At 69.1% G+C, this 21,643-nt stretch carries 26 protein-coding genes; 16 read left to right on the top strand and 10 right to left on the bottom strand.

Annotated elements, in window-relative coordinates; all coding sequences use genetic code 11:
- Positions 1 to 142: 142 nt before the first annotated feature.
- The 5 genes from ACZ5TL_RS30500 to ACZ5TL_RS30480 all read left to right on the top strand — a co-directional run bounded on the left by ACZ5TL_RS30500 (position 143) and on the right by ACZ5TL_RS30480 (position 3,243).
- Positions 143 to 661: a hypothetical protein gene (locus tag ACZ5TL_RS30500; protein ID WP_468593819.1), complete on the top strand. Its 519-nt coding sequence runs from the start codon at positions 143 to 145 to the stop codon at positions 659 to 661.
- Positions 658 to 1,218, top strand: a complete 561-nt coding sequence (locus ACZ5TL_RS30495) for a hypothetical protein (protein WP_468593817.1) — start codon at positions 658 to 660, stop codon at positions 1,216 to 1,218. Before ACZ5TL_RS30500 ends, ACZ5TL_RS30495 begins: the two co-directional genes overlap by 4 nt.
- Entirely contained in the window at positions 1,215 to 1,616 is a 402-nt protein-coding gene (locus ACZ5TL_RS30490; protein ID WP_468593815.1) for a restriction endonuclease, read from the top strand. Before ACZ5TL_RS30495 ends, ACZ5TL_RS30490 begins: the two co-directional genes overlap by 4 nt.
- A gap of 155 nt (positions 1,617 to 1,771) precedes the next feature.
- Complete coding sequence (locus ACZ5TL_RS30485) at positions 1,772 to 2,464, top strand: HAD hydrolase-like protein (protein ID WP_468593814.1); 693 nt, start codon at positions 1,772 to 1,774, stop codon at positions 2,462 to 2,464.
- A complete protein-coding gene (locus ACZ5TL_RS30480) occupies positions 2,461 to 3,243 on the top strand; it encodes a class I SAM-dependent methyltransferase (RefSeq protein WP_468593812.1) in 783 nt (260 codons plus the stop codon). Before ACZ5TL_RS30485 ends, ACZ5TL_RS30480 begins: the two co-directional genes overlap by 4 nt.
- Before the next feature lie 467 nt (positions 3,244 to 3,710).
- On the opposite strand, the gene ACZ5TL_RS30475 is transcribed toward ACZ5TL_RS30480, so the two are convergent.
- The 4 genes from ACZ5TL_RS30475 to ACZ5TL_RS30460 all read right to left on the bottom strand — a co-directional run bounded on the left by ACZ5TL_RS30475 (position 3,711) and on the right by ACZ5TL_RS30460 (position 6,677).
- Positions 3,711 to 4,304, bottom strand: coding sequence for a hypothetical protein (locus ACZ5TL_RS30475; RefSeq protein ID WP_468593810.1), 594 nt, complete (start codon positions 4,302 to 4,304; stop codon positions 3,711 to 3,713).
- A complete protein-coding gene (locus ACZ5TL_RS30470; protein WP_468593808.1) occupies positions 4,294 to 5,493 on the bottom strand; it encodes an MAB_1171c family putative transporter in 1,200 nt (399 codons plus the stop codon). Before ACZ5TL_RS30470 ends, ACZ5TL_RS30475 begins: the two co-directional genes overlap by 11 nt.
- A complete protein-coding gene (locus ACZ5TL_RS30465) occupies positions 5,490 to 6,044 on the bottom strand; it encodes a secondary metabolite protein (protein WP_468593806.1) in 555 nt (184 codons plus the stop codon). Before ACZ5TL_RS30465 ends, ACZ5TL_RS30470 begins: the two co-directional genes overlap by 4 nt.
- A 180-nt stretch (positions 6,045 to 6,224) precedes the next feature.
- Positions 6,225 to 6,677 (bottom strand): helix-turn-helix domain-containing protein, encoded by a 453-nt coding sequence (locus ACZ5TL_RS30460; RefSeq protein WP_468593805.1) that lies wholly within the window; start codon positions 6,675 to 6,677, stop codon positions 6,225 to 6,227.
- A 683-nt stretch (positions 6,678 to 7,360) separates the two neighbouring features.
- On the opposite strand from ACZ5TL_RS30460, the gene ACZ5TL_RS30455 reads away from it, so the two are divergent.
- The 10 genes from ACZ5TL_RS30455 (at position 7,361) to ACZ5TL_RS30410 (ending at position 15,798) form a co-directional block, all read left to right on the top strand.
- A complete protein-coding gene (locus ACZ5TL_RS30455; protein ID WP_468593803.1) occupies positions 7,361 to 8,257 on the top strand; it encodes a helix-turn-helix domain-containing protein in 897 nt (298 codons plus the stop codon).
- 2 nt (positions 8,258 to 8,259) lie between these two features.
- The gene (locus ACZ5TL_RS30450; RefSeq protein WP_468593802.1) at positions 8,260 to 8,973 is read left to right on the top strand and encodes a zinc finger domain-containing protein; all 714 of its coding nucleotides are present in this window, start codon (positions 8,260 to 8,262) and stop codon (positions 8,971 to 8,973) included.
- Positions 8,974 to 9,133: 160 nt separating this feature from the next.
- Positions 9,134 to 9,775, top strand: a complete 642-nt coding sequence (locus ACZ5TL_RS30445) for a WhiB family transcriptional regulator (protein WP_468593800.1) — start codon at positions 9,134 to 9,136, stop codon at positions 9,773 to 9,775.
- Positions 9,772 to 11,469 carry a hypothetical protein gene (locus ACZ5TL_RS30440; RefSeq protein WP_468593799.1) on the top strand — a complete coding sequence of 566 codons (1,698 nt, stop codon included), beginning with the start codon at positions 9,772 to 9,774 and terminating at the stop codon, positions 11,467 to 11,469. The genes ACZ5TL_RS30445 and ACZ5TL_RS30440 overlap by 4 nt, the downstream gene beginning before the upstream one ends.
- Positions 11,466 to 11,657 carry a hypothetical protein gene (locus ACZ5TL_RS30435; RefSeq protein WP_007491133.1) on the top strand — a complete coding sequence of 64 codons (192 nt, stop codon included), beginning with the start codon at positions 11,466 to 11,468 and terminating at the stop codon, positions 11,655 to 11,657. Before ACZ5TL_RS30440 ends, ACZ5TL_RS30435 begins: the two co-directional genes overlap by 4 nt.
- Positions 11,658 to 11,740: 83 nt before the next feature.
- Positions 11,741 to 11,965 carry a hypothetical protein gene (locus ACZ5TL_RS30430; protein ID WP_468593797.1) on the top strand — a complete coding sequence of 75 codons (225 nt, stop codon included), beginning with the start codon at positions 11,741 to 11,743 and terminating at the stop codon, positions 11,963 to 11,965.
- 302 nt (positions 11,966 to 12,267) lie between these two features.
- A complete protein-coding gene (locus ACZ5TL_RS30425; RefSeq protein ID WP_468593796.1) occupies positions 12,268 to 12,624 on the top strand; it encodes a plasmid mobilization protein in 357 nt (118 codons plus the stop codon).
- Positions 12,621 to 14,363, top strand: coding sequence for a relaxase/mobilization nuclease domain-containing protein (locus ACZ5TL_RS30420; RefSeq protein WP_468593795.1), 1,743 nt, complete (start codon positions 12,621 to 12,623; stop codon positions 14,361 to 14,363). The genes ACZ5TL_RS30425 and ACZ5TL_RS30420 overlap by 4 nt, the downstream gene beginning before the upstream one ends.
- A gap of 219 nt (positions 14,364 to 14,582) precedes the next feature.
- The gene (locus ACZ5TL_RS30415) at positions 14,583 to 15,026 is read left to right on the top strand and encodes a hypothetical protein (protein WP_468593794.1); all 444 of its coding nucleotides are present in this window, start codon (positions 14,583 to 14,585) and stop codon (positions 15,024 to 15,026) included.
- 79 nt (positions 15,027 to 15,105) lie between these two features.
- Complete coding sequence (locus ACZ5TL_RS30410; RefSeq protein ID WP_468593793.1) at positions 15,106 to 15,798, top strand: hypothetical protein; 693 nt, start codon at positions 15,106 to 15,108, stop codon at positions 15,796 to 15,798.
- 172 nt (positions 15,799 to 15,970) lie between these two features.
- On the opposite strand, the gene ACZ5TL_RS30405 is transcribed toward ACZ5TL_RS30410, so the two are convergent.
- From ACZ5TL_RS30405 to ACZ5TL_RS30395, 3 genes are all read right to left on the bottom strand, one after another.
- Positions 15,971 to 16,792 carry an SPDY domain-containing protein gene (locus tag ACZ5TL_RS30405; RefSeq protein WP_468593792.1) on the bottom strand — a complete coding sequence of 274 codons (822 nt, stop codon included), beginning with the start codon at positions 16,790 to 16,792 and terminating at the stop codon, positions 15,971 to 15,973.
- 15 nt (positions 16,793 to 16,807) lie between these two features.
- Complete coding sequence (locus ACZ5TL_RS30400; RefSeq protein WP_468593791.1) at positions 16,808 to 17,098, bottom strand: hypothetical protein; 291 nt, start codon at positions 17,096 to 17,098, stop codon at positions 16,808 to 16,810.
- A 105-nt stretch (positions 17,099 to 17,203) separates the two neighbouring features.
- Positions 17,204 to 17,557 (bottom strand): SPDY domain-containing protein, encoded by a 354-nt coding sequence (locus tag ACZ5TL_RS30395; protein WP_468593790.1) that lies wholly within the window; start codon positions 17,555 to 17,557, stop codon positions 17,204 to 17,206.
- A 261-nt stretch (positions 17,558 to 17,818) separates the two neighbouring features.
- Between ACZ5TL_RS30395 and ACZ5TL_RS30390 the strand changes: the two genes are divergently transcribed.
- Entirely contained in the window at positions 17,819 to 19,141 is a 1,323-nt protein-coding gene (locus ACZ5TL_RS30390; RefSeq protein WP_468593789.1) for a restriction endonuclease, SacI family, read from the top strand.
- Positions 19,142 to 19,258: 117 nt separating this feature from the next.
- Here the strand turns inward: ACZ5TL_RS30390 and ACZ5TL_RS30385 are convergent, their stop codons facing one another.
- From ACZ5TL_RS30385 to ACZ5TL_RS30375, 3 genes are all read right to left on the bottom strand, one after another.
- Positions 19,259 to 19,732 (bottom strand): hypothetical protein, encoded by a 474-nt coding sequence (locus ACZ5TL_RS30385; RefSeq protein WP_468593788.1) that lies wholly within the window; start codon positions 19,730 to 19,732, stop codon positions 19,259 to 19,261.
- 33 nt (positions 19,733 to 19,765) lie between these two features.
- Positions 19,766 to 20,386 carry a hypothetical protein gene (locus ACZ5TL_RS30380; RefSeq protein WP_468593787.1) on the bottom strand — a complete coding sequence of 207 codons (621 nt, stop codon included), beginning with the start codon at positions 20,384 to 20,386 and terminating at the stop codon, positions 19,766 to 19,768.
- A 193-nt stretch (positions 20,387 to 20,579) separates the two neighbouring features.
- Complete coding sequence (locus tag ACZ5TL_RS30375; RefSeq protein ID WP_468593786.1) at positions 20,580 to 21,602, bottom strand: SpaA isopeptide-forming pilin-related protein; 1,023 nt, start codon at positions 21,600 to 21,602, stop codon at positions 20,580 to 20,582.
- Positions 21,603 to 21,643 lie beyond the last annotated feature (41 nt).

The following is a 21,643-nucleotide window of genomic DNA, read 5'->3' as shown; positions in this document are numbered from 1 at the left end:
GGGCGCGGTGCTTTTTGGGCTCCATCCTCAGACAGGTAACGATCCGTGTCTGAGTGATCACATGGGGGTTCGGCTTATGGGGCCGATCAACACCTACTCCCTTGCTGCGGCGGCTCGCGCCTACGTCCAGCTGGGATGGTCAGTGACTGTAGGGCACCGGCTCCGGCCTCGTGCGGGCTGCACTTGCGGCAACATTCAATGCCCGACTCTGGGCGCGCATCCGCTGATCCCCCCGGGTCCCCGGCTCGTCGAGGACTCGATCGAGGAGGCGCTGCAGGAAGCCCCCGGAGGCTCCCTCATCGCGGCGACGATCCCTTTCGACGCGGTGCTCGTGCCGTACCCGATCGCCATGGCGGTCATGCTGCGGCTCGACCGCATCAGCCCCGTTCCCTGTCTCGTGACCCACGGGGCGACGGCGGCTCTGCTCGTGCTGCCGGCCACCGGCCGGTACGCGGCCGTCCACCCGAGGGTCGAGGTACGCACCGGTCCGGACGGCTGGATCGCCCTGCCCCCGAGCAATGGGGCCCGGTGGGACACCCCGCCCTGGGTGGAGTCCACCCACACCCCGCACGAGCTCCTGAACGGCCAGGACGTCGGCCGTCACCTTGGCGAGGTGTTCAGGATGTCCACCGGAGCCAACACCACGGGGGCTCCCCGGTGACCACTCGCCGAGCCCCGAAGCGCAAGGCCCCCAAGACCCCTCCCACATGGATGTCGCAGTACGGCGAGCCGCAGGGCAAACGCCGTGACGATCTGCTCGCCGCGGGCACCTGGTCCTCGCGCCTCCTGCAGCACGACGGCGGCCAGGACGTCATAGTGCTACCGCTCGCGCCCGGACTGGCGGCGCTCGACGCGGTCCAGGTACCGATCGCGGACGGCCACTCGCTCATCGCCGACTACCTGCACCGGAAGCTGCTCGCGGTCGTGGCCAGCGGCTGGGCACAGCTGTGGGAGTTCGTTCCGGACGTCCGTGTCGTGCCGTACGGGGGGTGGGTCGTTGTGCCCGCTCCGGGCGGCGCCGGGTCCTACGCCGCGGCGTGGCTGAGCCTGCCTCCCCCGCAGCTCACCCAGGGCGATGACGAGGGTGAGGACGAGACGACCGCCGGTCTCCGGCCCGATTCCCTCCGAGCGTTGGTGTCCGCCGGCGCCCTCGACCCCCGGCAGCTGTACGAGGGCCTGGTCGACCGACCCGCGACGTGTGAGGCGGTGGCCTCGTGAGCACGCAGGCCAACACCCACACCGTGCTGTATGACCCCGAGGGCCTCATCGAGGCGGAGCTCCCCCTCGATCGCGCCCCATACATGTGCCTGGTCAAAGCGGTGCTGGCTTGGGCCGACAACGTGGTCCTGCCCCCGAGCGACTGCGAACAGATCGCCCTGCAGCTGACCGGGCACGCGCGTGCTGTCGCCGCCGACGTCCGGCGCCACAGCCGCAGGCTGCCCGTCCTCAACGCGACCCGGATCCTGACGGAGGTGGTCCTCACCGAGGCCCACATCCGGCTGGCTGAGCCCTACCAGGGCACCGCTCGCTGCGTACGCCAACGGGCCTACATGGTCAAGGCGTTGTACGAGCGCCTGGACCGGCTCGCCCCTCCCGAAGAGGCGTCCCCCACCTGATCACCCCGGAGGGCGTCGCCCAGTGCCATCCCCCGTGCGTTCGGGCCTGGTCGACGCCGGGGTGCCCCAGCGGTTGCACCTCCACCCGCAGTCGCCGGGGCCCCTCTTGACTGCCGCGCAGACATCCCATCCCGTTTGACGAAGGGAACTCACACATGACGTACGACAGCGACACCTACGGCGACCGAACCGCTGACGAGTACGACGAGCTGTCCAGCGACTTCGTCCCACCTGCCGCGCAGATCCGATTACTGGCCGAACTGGCAGGCAACACGCCCACAGCAGATCCTGCACGCCCTCGACCCGCGCAGCGACGCGACGGGACCGCAGACGGTGTGCGCCGCCCTGGGCCTCGCGCCATCCGCCTTCCCCCACGACCACCACCCGCCCGGCTTCGCCCTGTGGCCCGGCGCGGTGGAGGCGGTGGCACGGATCGCCGGGGTCGTGCCGGTGGTCACCTTGTCGAACGTGAGCCACTGGGACGAGCAGGAGACCGACTTCGCCGCGCCCTTCTCGCCCCCCACCTGCGGGCCCATCACCCGTCGTGGCAGCTCGGGTTCGCCAAACCCGACCCGGCTGCTGTGCAGACTGTTGCTCGACTGCACGGCCGCGACCTTGCGGAGGTGCTGCACGTCGGCGACAGCCTCGACTACGACGTGCGCGGCGCCCTTGCCGCCGGAGCCCACGCCCTGTGGATCACCTCGCGCCCGCCGCCAGCCGAGGCCCTCCGGCTGCTGGCCGAGCACCCCGGCCGGGTCACGGCCGTACCGGACCTCGCCCGTGCGGTCGAGCACGTCGAGCAGACCGTCCTTCCGTCAACCCAGATGATCAGGAGTTCTACCCCGTGAGCCAGTTCTACGCCACCGCCCCGTTCTACGCCGCCTACCGGCCCGGGATCCCGAAGGAAGCCGTCGGGCTGCTCGCTCAGCGGGTGGTCGGCAGGGAGCACCGGGTCCTGCTTGACCTCGGGTCCGGCACCGGGCAGGTTCCCCTGGCCCTGGCCGGGGCGATGACGGAGATCGACGTCGTCGAGCAGGACCCGGGCATGCTCGCCGAGGCCGATACGGCGCTCGCCGGACTGCCGGTCACCGTCCGCCTGCACAACACCTCGGCCGAGGAGTTCACTCCGCCCGCCTCCTACCGGGCCAACCTCGTCACGGTCTGCAGGGCGTTCCACTGGGTGGACCAGGACGTGGTGCTGTCGCGCCTGGAGGGCATGACCGCGCCGGACGCGACTGTCGCGGTCATGGGCGACGGCAGCCTGTGGACCGCGCGCACCGAGTGGACCGACGCCCTGCGGGCCCTGATCCAGGAGTACCTGGGACAGGAGCGGCGGGCCGGGGTGGGCAAGAAGTACGCGGCGCACAACCGGCCGTACCGCGACATCTTCGCCGAGTCCGCGTTCAGCCAGGTCGAAGAGCACACCGTCGCCGTCGAGCGGGAGTGGAGCACCGATACGGTGATCGGCTACCTGTACTCGACCTCCTTCGCCGCCCGGCCGCTGTTCGGCGAGCGGGTCGACGACTTCGAGCGCCGCGCCCGGGCTCTGCTCGACGAGCACGCCACCGCCGGCGGCGGCCTGATCGAGCCTGCCTCCTTCCAGATCGTCCTCGGCCGGCGCGGCTGACCCGCTCCTCCCCCCTTCGCGCCGGGGCGGCCCCCCTTCCCGCCCCGGCCCCGTGTCCCTCCGGAAGGAGATCCACCATGCCCAGTCCTGTGACGTGGAGCGACGACGAGCAGCACCGGTTCGTCGATGACGGCGTCCTCATACGCCGTGGCCTGGTCCACGGCGCCGTCTTGTCCGAGGCGCGCGCCCTCGTCGGCGGCTGGCTGGCTGGCTGGCTGGCTGGCTGGCTGGCTGGCTGGCTGGCTGGCTGGCCGAGGCGTACGACCCCGCGCGGCTCACCGCCTACACCGAACGCAGCTTCGCCCCCGAGCTGGAGGAGCACCCCGACCTCCTCGCCCTGTACCGGCGAAGCGGCCTGGCGGAGTTGGCCGGAGACCTGGAAGCGCTAATGGGTGCGCCTCCCACGACCAGGACCCGGCCGTACGTGACTTCCGGAGGCGCGTCGCGAGCACCCTCCCTGCGTCGGATCAGCGCGCCAGGTGGAAGACGGCCGCCGCGACGATGGTGCCGAGGATGGTGCCTGCGATCACCTGGTTGCGTGTGTGGTCGCGCAATTCCACGCGGGACCAGCCGACGACGATGACCAAGAGGAAGCCGAGGGCCATCCACGGGCCGTAGGTCTGCACGAGCATCGCGCAGGCGCCTGCGGACACGGCCTGATGGACGGAGATCTTCCAGGCAAAGGTGATCGCGGTGAGGATCGCAAGCGTCACCAGCATCGAGACGATGAGGGCAACCATGGTGCGCGGCGCTCCCGCGACGAGCATCAGGACGATGCCGGTGGCTACTGAGAGCAGGATGACGGCCATCACGACTAGCCGTGCCGGCTTCGCTCCGACGTGTCTGTCGCCCCAGTGGCCCTTGCGAATGCCGTACTTGATGAAGGTGATCGGGATGACAGCCGCGAAGAGGGCGCCGACCACGCCCCAGGCAACACCTGTCCATTGTGCGGTGTGCCAGCCGACCAGCAGCGTGACAGCGATGATCCAGTTCTTCGGCTCAAGCCAGTCTGTAATGCGGCGGGCCAGCAGCGACTCGCTGGGGCGGACATCAGTTGTCATGTGAGGAGATCCTTTCCGAAGCGCCCTGCTCGTGGGAAATGGACGACTGCTCTTGCCGGACGAATTCGGAAACGACTGGCGAGGAGAGGTACGCGCGGGCAACAGTGCGCAACCATGACAGTTCGCTCGCTCTGTCTCGGCCAGTGACGCCGAGAGGTGGATATTCAACTCCCCGCAGTCGCTCCCCGCTTCGCGCGCTCTGGACGGCTGCACGCAACCAGCAGGCTTCCGCCACTGCGTCAGAGAGTTGCGCGTCGACCCCTTCCTGACGGACGAACCTCCGAGCCTTTGTGTACATGTCGACTGACACGTACTCGCGAAGCGCCAGGCAGGCATCCTCGATCTCGATGACGCACCGCTCCAACCGGAAGGCGATACGCCACCTGCCTACGGAGGCCGCCAGCACCACGTACGGGACTGCTTCCGTGAGCTGCACCCAGAGGGGACGCAGTTTCCGCAGGGTGCTCCACGCCGCGACGTATTCCACGGCGACAGAGAGAGGAGGCAAGCAGACGCCGAGTGCGACCGACAGGACGGTGGCCTGCTTGAGCGTTGTAGAGAGAAGGTTCTCCAAGTCTGGATAGCTGGTGCCGGAGGCGAGCTGAACCGTCACGAAGACGATGCGCTGGAGTGCGTACAGGCTGCCGAGCAGGGTTCCCAAGCCCAGAAATCCGAGGCCGGCCTTCCCAAGGAGAGTCCGGCTGTGGCGTACGCCGCCGAGGAACAGCCATGTCGCTACGACCATGGCGGTGCCGATGTAGAGCGTGAAGACCGTCATGTAGAGGACAGGGAAGAGGGCATCACGGCCCTCTCCAAGCCTGACCGGCCCTCCCGGCGTCCAGTTGGCCAAGGCGTAGAAGGCGAGCATGAGGGGCAGCGTCACGCCGGCGGCCACCAGTCGGGTGCGACGCGCCAGGCCCTGCGGTCGGACGACTGCGATGACGAAGTCGAGCAGGTACGCCGCTGAGGTAACGCCGAGCAGGTGCTTCAGCAGCGGCGACAGTCTGGCGTCTGTACCGACGGCGGCATCGACTGCTTCTTTGACCTGCGGAACCTCGAACGTCATGGCAGCGGCGAGAGCCACCAGGGTCAGCGCCAGGCTTCGCTGCTTGTGGGAGTGTCGGATGGACGGCAGTCGCCACAGCGCCACCAGCCAGAGGACGCCGGCGATGAGGGTGGATGTGCTCATGAGCGGCGGTTCCTCCGTGGGTGGACCAGGGCGTCGTCGAGCCGCGACACCGCGCCGGACCGGCCGCGTTCCCGGCCCGAGTGGGCGAGATCGTGAAAGAGCTCTCCCAGGCAGGAGGCGGCCATCTCGGCGTCGTATTCGGTTTCGCTGTCGTAGCTCGTCCGGCCGAGAGCGGAGAGCACGGCAGAGGGGTCGACCCCGTCAGGGAGGATCCCCAGTAGTGACTTGATGACGCTCTCGTTGTTCCCAGCGTGCCCGAGCAGCAGGTGCGCTAGCTCGTGGCGCACGATCTGCGCACGATGCCGTTCGCTGGTAGCCGCGACGTGAAAGACGTGATCCCCGTGGTCGAAGGAGAGAACCATTCCACAGGGAGCGTTGGCCCCTCCGGTCTCAGGCAATTCGTGGAGGTGCAGAGGGCGGCCCCGTTTGATGGCGAGCTGCCGGCATATTTCATCCACCGCGTAGGGATCAGATACCTCGATCCCCCGCAACTGCTCCTCACACAGTCGCCTCAGCTGCGCCTCTCTGCGCGCAAATTGCCGATTGAACATGGACGAGATCCTTGCTGTAGCCCCCGAATGAGCGCTGACACGGCCTGCGCTAACCGGAACCCACCATTCCGCGTGGTTCTAGCGGAGCCTTGCATACGTGCAGATGGTTGCCCAAGGCGACCCTGAAGGACCAGGTGCGGCATACCAGTCAAATCCGCCCAGCGAGTGAGAGAGGTCACATCACTGCCCGGGCTTGTCGAGCCCTTCCCATCGGCGAGCCTGATTGATCACGTCCGTGATCATTCTCAAGCTGTCCGCCGAGAGGCCGTTGGCTCGTAGCGCGAGTCCGCGCACTTCACTGTCGGCTACGGCTTCGATCAGCTCCATGGAGGCGCGCACCTTGTCAGCCTCCTCAGCGTCGTAGTCCGAGAAGAAGTACTGCTCTTTGACATGGAAGTGGCCGGCAAGACGTTCCACCGTCGTATAGGTGGGATTGGACTTAGCCCCGGTTCGCAACTGCGAGATCGCGCTCTCGGACACGGAGATCGCCCGGGCGACCTCGGCGTTGGTGTAGCGCTTGCCGGTCGCCAGGTTCTTCTTGGTCTCGAATAGGTGGTTGAGCTTGTCGGCGAATGAGTGCCGCGCGCCGGCCGCGCCGCCGGGCGCCTCCGCCGGTCCGCTGGACTCCGCCATCCCCGACTCCTCCCATCTGGACGTTGGACACTGTACTGCAGTGTAGTCCCTGGAGCCAAAGGCCGAGATGCTGCACTTCAGTGTTGACAGGAGGGGATCACCTTGGCGTAGGTTTTCGATCACAGCTTCACTGAAGTGTTGCGACGTCGGCAGGGCGCGGTAGGCGCTTCTTGTCCCGCGTTCGCGGCATACGTACGCGCCTAGGACCCGCCCATGATCGCTCCAGCCCCCTCGCAGCAGCTCACGCGACTTCTACAGGGTTTAAGAACCAACTCTGGACCTTGACGCGGAGCCGTGCGTATGTTCGTCGTCCCCCGCCGGGCAGACCGCCCGCACGGACGAGCACAGGAGCAATGACGTGCACAACCTCCGGGCCTCATAGGTCCCAGGACACAGCGACGGCGCCCGAGAGCTGCAACTCCCGGACGCCGGACGCTTAACGGCTGTACCGCCCCGGCAAGGGCGGAGATCGCCACCATCACCACGCTGATCCCTTCCACGGGGCGTCTCAGCGTTGGCAACACCAAAGGAGATTCTTGCATGCGCTCCGCCCTGCGCAAAAGGCCCTACCGTCCGGCCTGCGCGGCAGCTAGCTCCGCCTCGGCGCCTCAGCGCCCCGAGCCGGACCGCACCATCCTGGCCCCCGCGAGCCGCCCCGCCCGCCCGCTTGCCGGGAGCGGCCGATGAGCAGCGAAGCCCGCGAGTGGGTGTGGGAGCACAGCTCCAGCCGAGGGGCCGCGCGTCTGGTCCTGCTGTCGATCGCCGACCGGGTGGCCGACGATCAGTGCATCTCCTGGGCCTCGCTGTCCAGCCTGGCCAAGCGCACGCGCGCCTCGGTCTCCACGGTGCGCGAAGCCGTCGAGCGCCTCGTCCTCGCCGGCGAGCTGGAACAGCTCGACGACCTGGTGGGCCCGCAGCGCAGCACGGTCTACCGCCTTCCTCTCGCCGCCGAGGCGGTCGCACAGGCGCTGCGCGAGCAGCGGGAGGAAGCGGGCGACACGGCGGTACCGGACGAGCCCGCTGGTCCTGCCAAACTCCGGCTGTCGGCTCTGCGGCGGTACGGAATCCGCCCGCGTGAGGTGCCGGAATCCCCCGCGAGGGTCCGGAAACCGGCAGTACCGGAAACCGGCAGGCCCAGGCGGAAACCGGCACAGCGGCGTACCGGCCACCGGCACAGCGATGTACCGGCCACCGGCACACAGAACCGTAGTGAACCTGATTTGAACCGGAGGTACAGCAGTGGTGGTGCTGCCGTCCTCCCGGCTGCCGAGTGGCAGGTCGACTCCGCCACCCACACATGGGCCCGCCAGCAGGGACACCTCGACCGCCTCGGCGAGCAGGGCCTGCAGGCCGCCGACGCGAAGTGGCGTGCACACCGGGCGGGCCATGCTCCGAGGCCGGCGGAAGCCTGGGCTGCCGACTGGCGCTCCTGGATCACCCGGGAGCACGCCCCCAGCCGCCCGAACCTCTACGCCGTGCCCGGCCAGAACACCGCCGCGCCCGGTGGCATGACGCGGGCCGAGAAGCACACCGCCGCCCTTCTCGCCGCCCTGGACGAGCCGACCGGAACGGAGGGCTGACCGTGGACCGCCGCGAAATCGCCGCCCTGCTGGCCTACATCGGCCGACTCGACCCCCGCAGCATCCGCACCGACGAGGGCGAGGCCCGCGACCAGCTCGCCCAGTGGCACGAGCTGCTCGGTGACGTGCCGATGGCCACCCCGCACGGCTGGGACGCCCGCGTCGCCGCCCGCCAGCACTACCGCGCCTCGCCATACCAGATCCAGCCCGCGGACGTGGTCCGCCCCTGGGAGAGCTACCGGCGCAACCGCCTGGCCCTCCACTCCGACCCCACACCGTCCGCGGACCCGGACGACCAGGCCGCCTGGACCGCCGAGCTGGTCGGCACCCGCCGCGCTGTCGCCGCAGGCATAGCGCAGCCCGCGCAGGCCCGGGCCATCACCAGCAGCCAGGAGGGGATCAACCCGAGGCTGCAGGCTCGGCTGGACCAGATCGGCTCCTGCATACCCCCCGCCGCCCGAGCCGCTCTCGCACCGTTCCGGCCCGCCCGGGCTGCACGCGAAGCCGCCGTCGCGCAGGGGCTGCCCGATGCCCTGAGCGTGCGATGCGAGTGGTGTCTGGCCCCGGTCGGCGAGCCGTGCCGCCGCCGCCGGATCGGACCCAACGACGGAGTACGCGCCATCACGCCGCGCGCCACCCCGCACCCCGGCCGCCTCGACCTCGCCTCCCAGCAGGCCCAGCGCACCGAGCGGGCCCAGCAACCCGCCCTGGCCTGACCGGCGCCTCCGGCACGTGCATCCCGCCCGCTGCACCGCCGCAACCTCACCGTCCCGCACCGGCTGCGGCGCACGCCCACGCGCCGCAGCCGGCACCCCACGCCGCACCCGCCGAGCACCGCGCTAGCCGACCGGTGCGGCAGCACATCGGAGACTCGCCTTGCGCCACATCACCACCCACGACGCGCCGGCCACCGGCCTGCGCGGCATCGCAGACACCAGCTGGCACACCCGCGGAGCGTGCCACGGCATGGACGTCGAGGACGCCGACGCGGTGTTCTTCCCCGGGCCCCGGGATCACGAGGAGATCGCGGAGGCGAAGGAGCTGTGCGGCTGGTGCCCCGTTCGCCGCGCGTGCCTGGACTTCGCCCTGGAAAACGTCCTCAAGGAGGGCGTCTGGGGCGGGCTCACCGAAGCCGAGCGGCGCCCGCTGCACGACAACCTGCACCGGCGCCTGGACTACCGGCGTGTGACCGCCTTCTTCCAGGGACGCGACGTGCACCTGACGGAAGCCGAGCGGCAGGTGGCCATCGACCACGCCTACGTCCGGGGCTGGCAGCCCGACCGGCTCGCCGCCGCCCTGCAGATCAGCCACAAGCACGCCCGCGACCTGCTCCGGCAAGCGGCCAACAAGGTCTTCGACCGCGACCGCAACTACGGCGTGCCCCGCTCCAAGAAGAAGCGGAAGAAGACCTCCAAGCCCAAGGGCACCCCCGCGCCCGCAACTCCCGGCACTCAGCAGCCGACAGGCCGCCCAGCGGCGTCGACCCCGGCGCACGCCCCTCTCGGAAAGGCAGCATGACCCACCCTGTCCTCGCCTTCGGTGCTACCTCGGACCTCCCTCTCCTCCTCGCCGCCGTCGTGCCCGCCGCCCTCGCGCTCGTGCTGACCGCCTGGGCGATCCGGCGCCGGGGAACCCGCCCGCAGAAACGTCTCGGCGGTCCGGCAGTCAAGGTCGCCGCCGTCGCCGCCCTGGGCTGCACCGCCTACAGCGCCGACACAAGCTGGCGATTTGCGGCCGACTACCTCGACATGGCCGGCACCGCCGAGCGCGCCGGCATGTTCGCCGCCGCCGAACTCGCACTGTTCGCCACCGCGCTGATGGCACGGCAGAACCTCGCTGTCCAGGGCGCTCCCGGCCTGCCGGGCACGCTGGTGTGGGTGATCACCACCGTGCAGGTGATCCCCGCCTACGCCGAGAGCGGCCCCATCGGCGGCACGGTCCGCGCCTTCGTCGGACCGGTCATGGCGGCGATGCTGTGGCACCTGGCCATGGGCATCGAACTGCGCCTGCGCACCCCGGGTGCAGCCTCGAACGGACTGATCGCCGTCCTGGGCCGGGAGGCACGCGAGCGTCTGCTGTCCCGCCTGGGCATCGCCGCGCGAGACCGGGACGCCGCGCAGATCACCCGGGACCGGGCCACCGCCCGCGCGGTCACCCTCGCCGCCCGCCTCGCCGAGCGCACACCCGAGCAGCAGCGGAACCGTCGAGGCCGGTGGCTGACGCGACGCCTGTCGAAGGCGGTCGGCAGAGCTTCGGTCGGAACCGACCCTCTCCAGCGGGCACAGCTGCTCGACCAGCTCGCCGCTCGGCGACACGCGCTGGCGCTCGCCACGGTCCCGCTGCCTTCTCCCTGGTCCCCGGCGCACAGCAGCGCATCGGCGGCCACGGTCCCCGTACAGCCGACATCGAATGTGCCGGTCCCCGTCCCCGGTCCCGACGGTTTCGACGAGCCGGTCCCGGACCGAGGACCGAGGGCTCCTCGGGGACCGGTCCCCGAGGAGGCGGACCCGGAAGCCAAGATCGGCGCGGGAACCAAGCCCTCTGAAGACGGTGCGGTCCCGGGGACCGAACTCGCCGGTCCGGAAGCCGCAGCGCGGAACGCAGCGGCCATGAGGACCGACCACAACACGCGAGAAGTAGCAGATCAGGACCCGGATTCTCATCGGGGACCGGGCATCGCGAAGTCGGGGACCGAGACCACCGAGGACCGGGGACCGACCACCCCACAGTCCGGGACCGCAACCACCCAGGACCGAGGACCGACCACCCCACAGTCCGGGACCGCAACCACCCAGGACCGGGGACCGACCACCCCACAGTCCGGGACCGCAACCACCCAGGACCGAGGGCCGACCACCCCACAGTCCGGGACCGCAACCACCCAGGACCGAGGACACAAGGTCCCGCTTCGCCGGAAGCCGACCAGGACGTCCCGGACGAAGAACAAGGACAAGCGTGCCCGGTCCCGCTCTCCGCAGACCGAGCGCCAGGCACGCGAGCTGGGTGAGTCCGAGCGCCAGCTTGTCCGAGAGGTGCGCCCCCATGTTCCCGCCCTGCTCGAACGGGACGGCAACGGAGCGATCACTCGGGTGCAGCTGCGCGAAATCATCCGCCGCCAGGGCCTGACGGGAGTCGGTAACGACCGACTCGGCCTGGTCCTCCAGGAGCTGCGGAACGAGGACATCACGACGACGAGGAGCACCGCCCGATGAAGACCTGCCACCAGTTCAAGACGGTCCGCGCGGAGTACGAGCGAGAGATCGGATTCATGCTCGCTCACTCCGAGCGGCATGCGGGCAGGCCGGCGGCGAAGTCCAGTGCGAAGCAAGCTGCCTCGGCGAAACAGCGGATGGCCCGCGCGCTCAACAGTCACGTCGGGCGCTGCCCCGAGTGCGGTTGAACCGGCAAACCCCAGCTCAAGGCCCGTATCCGTAAAGGTGGCCCGGCTCAAGCCGGGCCACCGCCCCTCTTAGGAGGTAGGCCATGATTCCTCGTCCCCCGCCCACCACCGCCGAAGCCGATGCCTGGGCGGACGTCCTCGTCCGCCGGCAACTCCTCCACGCCGTCGTCCTCACGCCGACCGGGCAGTGGCTCGTCCAGGACCGTCCCAACAAACCGGTCCGCGTCCTTGCCAGCCCCGCCGATGTCCTCGCGCTGGCCGCAACCATCCAGCAATACACCCGCTCTACGAGGCCCGGATCCCGATGACGAACGCACCCAAGACCGGCACCACCCCGGAACCTGATCCCGACTCCAACTCGGTCTCGGGGCGAGCAAGTTATCGCAAGAGCATTGCTCCCGAGGGGAGCAATGCTCTTGCGTCCCCCGCCCCTGGAGTGGCGGGAGCGGATCGGCACCGGGGGGCGCCGATCCGTGAGGATGCGACCGAGGGAGGCTCGCATCCTGAGGGGCAGGAGCAGCACGCCTGCCACAGCGCGCACTGCACGCACACCGCACCTTCAAAGCCGCATGTGCAGCAGCGTGAGCGCCTGCGCGACGAGAACAAACGCATGCGCCAGCCCAGCTGCCGCATGAACGACGACGAGTACCAACTCCTCTCCCGTGCTGCCGCCGTGTGCAACATGAGCGTCGCTAGTTTCCTCGCCCACGCCGCTCTCAAAGCCGCCCACGATCTCGACCGTACGGCGGCGGAAATCGCCGCCCAACGAGAAGTCCACAACGAGCTCTTCGCTGTGCGCCGGCACCTCGGCCACATCGGCAACAACGTCAACCAGGTAGCCAAGGCCATCAACTCTGGTGCCGACGTCCCGTACGCCGAAGCCGTATTCGGAGCCGTCCAGCGCGCCACTCAGCGCGTGGACTCCTTCATCCAGCACTACCTCGACACCGAAACGCGAATCGGATGATCCCGCGCGTCCACAAACGCGGCTCGAACACGTTCGGCCTGCTCAACTACCTCTACGGCAAAGGGACCCACGAAGAGCATGTCGACCCGCATCTCGTGGCGGCCTGGGACAGTTTCGCTCCCGATCCCGGTCGCGATCCGCAAGCTACGAAGAGACAGCTCCAGCAGCTCCTGGACCAGCCCGTCCAAGCGCTCGCGGAGTCGCGACGCCCGGCGAAGCACGTCTGGCACCTTTCGGTCCGGGCCGCACCGGATGACCCGGTTCTCTCCGACGAGCAATGGGGCGAGATCGCCCGACGCATGGTCGCCGCGACCGGCATCGCTCCGGCCGCCGACGAGGCGGGATGCCGCTGGGCGGCCGTACGCCACGCCGACGACCACATCCACATCATCGCCACGCTCGTCCGCGAGGACGGCCGACGCCCACGCCTCAACAACGACGCCAAGCGATCTCAGGCCGAAGCCCGCCTGATCGAAGCCGAGTACGGGCTCAAGCAGCTCAGCACCGGCGATGGGACCGCAGCGCAGCGCCCGACCAGCGCCGAGCGCCACAAGGCCCAGCGCCAGGGCCGCGAGCGCACCGCGCGCGAAGAACTGCGCGAGAGCGTACGTCGAGCGGTGACCGGCACCAGAAGCGAAGAGGAGTTCTTCGACCGCCTCGCCGCCGCTGGCCTGCTGATCCGCAAGCGCCAGGCCCCGTCCGGTGACCTGCTTGGATACAAGGTCGCCCTGCCCGACGACCTGAACAAGGACGGCGAGCCAGTGTTCTACCCCGGCGCGCGCCTGGCTCCCGACCTGTCCTTGCCTCGCATCCGCGAGCGGTGGTCCGGTGATGCGCAGGATGTGCCTGCGGCTCGGCGGGGGGAAGCGATTCGTCCGGGGTCGGGCAGTCCGGCCTCCGCGCGCCGCGGAACGGCATCGGCCGTGTGGCAGGCCGTGGTCGTCGTCGAACACGGCGAGGACGGGGTCGCCGCCGCCCACATCGCCGCGGTCGGCGAGGTCCTGGACGCCCTGGCAAAGACGTCTGCCGCTCACACCCGCCGCGAGCTGCGCGACGCTGCCACGGCTTTCGAACGGGCCTCGCGCTCTCACGTCCGTGCCGTACGCGGGCACGATCGCGCCCTGAGACAGGCCGCCCGCGACCTCGTCCAGGGCGGTCCGGCCCTCGGCCGGGGTGAGGACGGAGCCACCACGGCGATGGCGATCGACATGCTGTTCTTCCTGATCACCGCCACCGCGCACTGGCACGCCAGGAAGGGCCACGCCCAGCAGGCCGAGGCCGCCGCCCGGGCAGCCGAGCACCTGCGCGCCGCTTACCGGGCCGCCTCGGCCCAGCCGCTCGGTGTGCTCTACCAGCGTGGTCGGCGTCTGAGCCGGCCGATGCTCCAGCGGCAGACGGTGCTGCTACGCCAAACGCTGCCGGAGCTGGCCGAGCAGATCCTCGCCGAACCCGGCTGGTACGCCCTGGCTGCAACCATTTCGGAAGCCGAAGCCGCCGGCCACGACCCGGCCGCCCTCCTGTCCGACGTTGCCGCTCGGCGCGAACTCGGCACCGCGGACTCCGTCAGCGACGTGCTCGTGTGGCGGCTGCGGCGGACAGCAGACCTGCCCGCCGATGCCTCGCACCTTCCCGAAACCAGCATTGCGGAGAACCGGTCCGCGACGCGCGGGACGACCACCAAGCCCGCCTCGCCCGGCAGGCGGCGCAGCGGAGAGGAGACATCGCGTTACACCCGGTAAGCCCACCAGGAGCCGGCATGCGGTCTCACCGGCAACACCGCCACGCCGTACCGAGACACGCATCAAGACCGACTCGTCATCCGGGCTGCCGACAAGGCGAGTGCCCCTGCTGACGTGGCCGGAGGGGACTGTGGACTTTGTGAATTGAAACCGACGGGGGCGTGGGGCACGATCATGAAACGCGCAGGACGAGGTGCCGAGGTAGAGGAGGACGCCAGGGTGTTTCACCGGATACGCCGCAGGGCCAAGGAACCGAGCGAAGCTCAGAAACGGTTCGCCGAGCTGCACGCGCGGATGCAGGGCCAGGTCCCACCCGGCATCGGAGTGCCAGCGCCTGAGCCGCAGTCCGCCGAACCGGCGGCCATCGTAGACGACTTCCTCCCGCCGGAACTGCGGGTGCCGAGCCACGACCAGGTCGAAGGCAAGATGATGCCGTGGAAGCAGCCCCTGGTCCTCGACGGTGAGATGGCCACCTGCGCCGAGTGCGGCGCCTACCGGGACTGGCTCATCCTCTCCACCCGCGGTGAGATCTGGCTGCGCTGTAGGGCCGGTCACCAGCAGCTGGAGACCCGCATCGACACCGCCTGGTACAACCGGCACTCCGGGCCGGCGGACTCGACGCACGCCACGTTCGAGGACTGCCTGCGCCACCTCGGGCACTGACCACCACTCCTACGACCCCACCGGGCCCGCGGGCCCGCACTGACCACCCGTCGCCTAGCACCAAGGGGTCAGTTCCGTCATGCGCGTTCGCGTCGCCACCACCGCACTCGGTATCACCGCCGCCCTCCTCGCCGTGCCCGCCTGCTCCACCGAAACCACCGGGTCCAAGCACCAGACCTCCTCCTCCCGTACGGAAAAGCCGACCAACGCCGCCCAGGAGCCGGCCGCGCTCTCCTCGGCCGCGCTCGAGTCCCGCCTACTCGACCCGCGCGACCTCGGCAGCGGCTACCTTCCCAAGCCGGAGCATCCGGCCCAGCACGACGACGTCACCGTCATCGGCTGCCCGGCCCTGAGCGAGCTGGGCGGCGACGCGGTGACTGGCGGCACGCTCACCTTCCCGCGCAAGGCGAAGGCGGACTTCACCTACGGCGGCAGCTCCTCAGAAATCTCCGAGGAGCTGTACAGCGACAGCGTGAAGAAGCTCTCCGACGGCGTCGGCCGGATCTTCGATGCCATGACAGGCTGCCCGGCCTATCAGGTCGTCGCCGGTGGCACCCAGGTCGACGTGACCTCGCAGATGCTGCCCGCGCCCAGCGTCGGCGGTGATGAGCGGTGGAGCCTGCTTCTGACGTTCATCACCGGGGGCCGGAGCACCGTGGTCAAGCAGACCGCGATCCGCGACGGCAACCTGCTGCTGGTCGTCTCCGGCTCCCCGGCCCTCGTCGACCGCCACCTCGACAAGGCCCTTGCCAAGGCCACGGCAACGAGCTGACCTGCGTGCACGTCACGCTGCTGCCTCCGACCGTCGCGGGTCGGGGGCAGCATTGCGTTATGGGCTGCGCATGGACGACCCGACCGGCCACTTCACCCGGGGAATAAGAAAGTCCGGCATCCCCAACTGGGAGGATGCCGGACTGCGATCGTCGAGAGTGGTGCGCGGGACGTTAGATGGCCGGCGCGCGCAGGAGGCGCTCCTGGGTGGCCTCGGGCAGTACCCGCCGCAGGACTGGTGCGGTCGAGCTGAGGGAGGCGGCGAAGGCGGCGACGAGATCGTGCGGGACGCTGGCGGCGAACGAGGCCACCCACAGAAGCGGGGCGCCGAGCACGGGCTCGGCCCACGCCTGCCATCCGGCCGGTCCCGTCTCGTCGTCCTCGGCGGGCAGGGCCCGCGGGTCGCCGTCCTGGATGAGGGGCGGCACCTCCCCCAGGCTGATGTGCGAGGTGAACGTCGGGTCCGTCGCCACCACCTCAGGCTGGTCGATGTCGCGGAACCAGCCGTGGGCGGCGACAGCGTTAAGGACCAGATCGGATCCGGCGAGCGGCGAAGCAGGCTGGTTGCTTGCGTCGAGCGCGACGAGGAAGTCGACCACCGCCTCGCCGGGGACGTCACGGGTGAAGTAGGCCGACCATTGGGCGAGCGGGCTGCTCGCCTCGGCTCGGGCGGAAATCTGCCAGGCGATCGGCAGCCCACCCAGATGGAACGGTTCGTCCGCCAGTCCCCACTGAGCCCAACGCAAGGCGTCGGGGCTGATGTGCAGGACGGTGCTGCGCACGACCTGGCGGTCCTCCGGTTCCTCGTCCGGCTCGTGCCGTCCGCGGACGATCGTCAGGTTCGTCCAGCCCAGGCCGGCGAGCGCGTCGGCAACGACGTCGTAGAGCCGTCCATCGTCCCCGGCCAAGTGCCGGGGGCCGACCCAGAACGCGGGCTGGCCGCCACGCGGGGCGGACGGGTCGGGTGGAAGGTCGGGGTACAGGGGCGCCTCCAAGGGCTCGGTGCGGGTCTAGTTGCCGCCGGCACGGCGGCGAGGGCGGCGCGGGGGTGCCTGGACGGGGCCCTGCCACGTCAGGGCGATGGCGACCTCCGGCGGAAGGTGGCCAAGCTGTGCGTCTGGCTCCCGCCCTTCGGCGAGGTAGACAACGGTCCGGCCGGTCTCGTCGACCGACTGCAGGACCTGCGCCAAGCGGTGCGCCATCGGGAAGAACGGGTTCATGGCCTGGCGGACCGGAGCGCTCCGGTCGCAGCCGGACAACAGGTCGATGAGATCGCCGACGGTCATCTCCGGGGACGTCACGGACAGCCTCCTGAGGTTCGGGGGAAACGGGGGGCAGCAGAACAGGCCGGCCTACGGCACCGCCAGCGCTCGTAGGGCGGGCGCTATGTATCGGTGTCCGCGCTGTCAGAGGCGGCGTGAGGTCTCCAGCACCCTCGCCACGGTGGCGGCGACGATGTCGGCCGGCGTCTCGGTGTCGAACGACATGTGGTAGCCGCGGACCTGGGCGGTTCCGGTGACAGCAATCTTCCACCCCTCACCATCCGTGCCGGGGCGACCGAGCGGAAACCAGCCGAGGTAGAACCGGCCGTCCTTGGAGCTGACGTGCACGTCAGCGCGATCATCGACGATCAGATGGAAGTCCTCGGCGGAGAACTGGTCCATGACCAGAGTCGGCTGACCAGGGCCGAGCTGCCACTCCCGCGGTCGCAGGGCTTCGACGGTGGTGGAGAAACCGGGGCCCGCAGGGGCTACGGTCACGGGCAATCACCTCTCTGACCTGGGGCTTCTTGCAAGGTCGTCTACGTTGACATGCTCTCGCGCCCGTTGGCCAGTGTTTCCCGGATCTTTCCTGTCTGCCCCCGGCGAACTGCCGTCCGTCGACAGCAGAACCACCGGGCGGCGACGGTCTTCGGCACCATCAGTGCGCTACGGCCCGACGCTGGCAGATGGATAACATGGCCTGGGATTCGGTAGCGGCGAACCCAACGCCGATTAAGACTGATCGACTCAGGGGGATAGATGACAGTCAGGTTCGACCCGCATATCGCCCGCCAGGCATTGGACGAGGCGTTTAGGCAAGCGATGGAAGCCACTTCGCTGCCAGAGGCGTGGCTGCATCTTTCGCGCTCACTGCGACAGGAAGAAGCCCCACGCACTTACACCCCCGCGTTGGGTACCGCACTCCTCGCCCGAACACTCGATGAGACCGTTGACCCTCGCTCTATCAAGCAGCAGACACACAATGCTCGATCCTATTCGGCTCGAACCCTATGCCACCGCGTACTTGTACCCGCTTCCGCGGAACTCGGTTTCGACCTGAACACCGCAGGAAGGGAACCTTTCAACAACCAGCCCTTTTTCCGCTACGACCATTGGGACGAGATACCCCGACCTGAAGCGGAAAAGGGGACGTATTTCGACAGGGTTGATAAGGCGCTGAGACTTCTCGATCGACAGGACTCGCAGGAATGCAAGTTGGCACTCATGGCCTTCCTGAAAGTCTGCTCAGAGCATTCAGAGTACGACAAGAAGCCGAAATTCACTGCCCGCCATATGACTGGCGTGCGCAAAAATTACGCATGCGATCCCATCCCTATCGATGGCGGCCAAGCTCAGGTTTTCAGGGCGAGAGACAAGTCCACGGGATCCGTGGTAGCCCTGAAGAAGCTCCGCACACCGCTAGAGCGCCGTGTCGCCAGAATGGGGCGGGAGATTGAAGTCGGACTGTTCCTGAGCGGTCATCCTCATGCCATGCCCATTCTGGACCACGCGCCAGATCATAGCTGGTTTGTCATGCCGTACGCACAGGGAACGGCCCTGGATTACCATGATGACCTACGGAACGACGACGCACTGATTCTTCTCCTGCAATCCGTATGTTCGGCCCTTGAGGTAGCACACCAAGAAGGCTATGTGCACCGTGACATCAAACCGGCCAACATTCTTTTGCTGGACGGTCGGTGGGTGGTCGCTGACTGGGGCATTGTTAGGCGTCCGCGAGGGATGACGACCGACCCTCAGAGGACGAGGGTGGGCGTAGCTTTGGGATCGGCTGGGTTTGCCGCCCCCGAGTTGGAAGACGACGCTCACAGCGCAGGGCCGCAGGCGGACATATACAGCCTGGGCCAATTAATCGGGTGGGCAGTCACAGGAAAGCGTCCCCGCGCAAACATTCCCCTCCTGCCGGAGAGTGGCGCATGGCGTGCGGTCGTAGAGGCCGCCACGAGAGACGAGCCCGCGATGCGACCCGAGTCCGTCACCGAGTTCCTCGAAATAGTCGCCCGCGAAACACAGGCTCCTTTTAGGTCGACTACTGGTTCTCAGGTGCCAGCAGCCGAGTAATCCTGCGGGCTGCGACCACGCGTTTGCCAATGAGCGGATGCCGGCCGTCGCAACTGCCTGCGGACCGAGAAGGGCGCCGGGTTAGTAGGCAGCTCGCCTCACTCGCTGGCGGGCTGGTCATGACGCGCCACCCCGCCAGGAACCACCGAGTTCGGCAAGATGCCTGCGCAGTGCACCACGCTGCTCCTCAAGATCCTGCGAGGCGGGAGACAGAAGATAGACATTGTCTCGGTAGGGACGGAAACCCAGGCTCTCCCACCCCTGGCAATTTTGGCGTTCACGCGGTCCCACTCGGCTCTGGCCGCCAGCCGATGGCTGCTGAGATCGGTGATGCCGGGCGAACAGGCGATGGCCCGGCAGCCGGTCATGAGCCGGGTGATCACCTCGCAGGCAAAGTACGGCCGCCAGGCCGTGCCCGCGCCATGGCGGATCCAGCGTCACGCGATTCATGACGAGCAGCGCTGAGCCGACGTACTCCAGCCGTTCGCTGACTTCGTCGGTGAAGGACCCCGTCTCGGGATCAAGGAGGGCCTGCGCGGTCTCGTACAGTTCCTCCGACTCCTCCTCCAGACACAGCACGGCGGTCCCCACGCCACCAGGCGCGGGGACCCCCGCCCTCATGCATCACCCAGCCGACAGATACGCGATCGGCCCACCCGACACGGCACCCTGCACCCGCGCGCCGAGCAGCTGCGCCGCCAGCTCCACGAGCGCCGGCCGTGACGTCATCACCCGGTGCGAACCCGACTCGTCCAGCGTCCCCACCCGGCCAACCAGGTCAGCTGCGAAAGAATGCCGCACCTCTCCGACCTTCCACGCCCGCGTCTCCTGCACCCCCTGCACCGCCAGCACCCCGACGACCCATCCGGCGACGGCGACCGCCAGCACACCCGCGGACGTGACTGTGCCGGCGTCACACCGCCACCACTGCCGCGCCGCCTCCAGGAACTGCACGTCCGACATCGACGCACCCGCACCGATCACCTCGCGGTCGTCCCCTTCGCGCGAGGGCAAGCCCGGCGCACCCGTTCGCAACACCGGCAGCACCCCTGCGGACACCTCGACCTGCGGCGCCCGCGACAGCGCCGTCACCCGTGACGCCTCCAGCCCCGGCAGGAACCCACTGTCCAACAGCTTCCCCACTGTATTCACCGACACCCCCAGCAGGCTCGCAGCCTCACCACGGGACAGCACCGAGGCGGAAGCCGCCTCGGGGCGAACGAGCGCGATCGTGGGCAGCATCATCTGCAATACCTCTCACCGGGACGCCCCACGCCTTCGGGAACGCCAACGAGACGTGTAATGAATCAAGGCGCTGTGTATTGAGTCAAAACACGCACCGAGGCCCCCGCACCCGGGAGGACGCTGTTGGCGGTCGCCAACAGCGTGTCCATCTGGGGCTGCGGGGGCTCCGTGTAGTGAAGAAGGGTGGGTGCGGTCAGCTCCCGGTGGAGTCTTCTGTGGGGCTGTCGGAGCGGCTGCGGCGTGCCACGGCGAGGGTGCCTCCGCCTGCCGCGATCAGAACGGCCGCTCCGCCGATCAGCCACGGTGTGGCGTCAGCGCCGGTGTGAGCGAGGGTGCCCGTTGGGGTCTTCGGGGTGGAGTCGCCGACCGGGGTGGCAGCGATGGTGGAGGAGTCGGGTTCCGGTGTGTCGCTGCCCGACGCGGACGGCGTGGCCCTTCCCGTACCGCTGTCCGGATTGCCTGGGCTGGCGGGGGTGTCGGTGGGCTTGTGCGTGGGCTTGCCCGAGGGTTCGGGCTTCGGGTCGGTGGTGGTCTTGGCGTTGGTGACGGTCACGGTCACCGGGTCGCCGGGACCCGCGGTGAACGTCTTGGTGGGCTTGTACAGGTCGTAGCCGGCAGGGGCTTTGATCTCTTTGACCCAGAACTGGGCCTTCCGGCTCGACATGGGCAGCTCTCCGGAGGCTGTGCCCTTGGCTCCCGTGGTCAGAGTGAGCAGCGTCGAGGTGCCGGTGCCGATGTTCACGGTCGCGCCGGGCAGGAGCTTGCCGGTCTTGTCGTCCTTGGCCTGCAGGAGGACCTTGGCGGCCTTGAACGGGTCGGTGATCGTCAGCCGTGTGGTCGCGCCTGGGGTGACGATGACGTCCTGGTCGGCGACGACCTCGTGGAGCGGGCTGCCGGAGGCCGTCTCCTTGAGCCGGTAGACGCCGGGCGCGAGGTCGGAGAAGGTCAGCTTCCCCTGTGCGTCGGTCTTCCCGTGTCCGGCTTCCTGGCCGGCGGAATCGAGCAGCAGGAACACGGCGCCAGGCAGGGCGTCTCCGGCCGTGTCCTTGGTGGTGATCTCGACGCTGCCCGCGTCCGGAGCCGGAGTCTCGGCGGGGGCGGCGGAGGCCGAGGGGATCGGTTCGGAGGGCTCGGCGCTCGCGGTCGGCGCCAAGGTGAGGGTGCCAGCCGCGGCGACGGCGATGGCGGCGGCGGATCGGACGAGACGTGCGTGCACGAGGAAGAAGACTCCTTGATCGGTCGGGGGCAGCGGGTGCG

The sequence above is a fragment of the Streptomyces sp. NPDC033136 genome, from assembly GCF_055578235.1.
The sequence above is the reverse complement of the archived record's forward strand: the minus strand, read 5'-3'. Positions and strand labels throughout refer to the sequence as shown.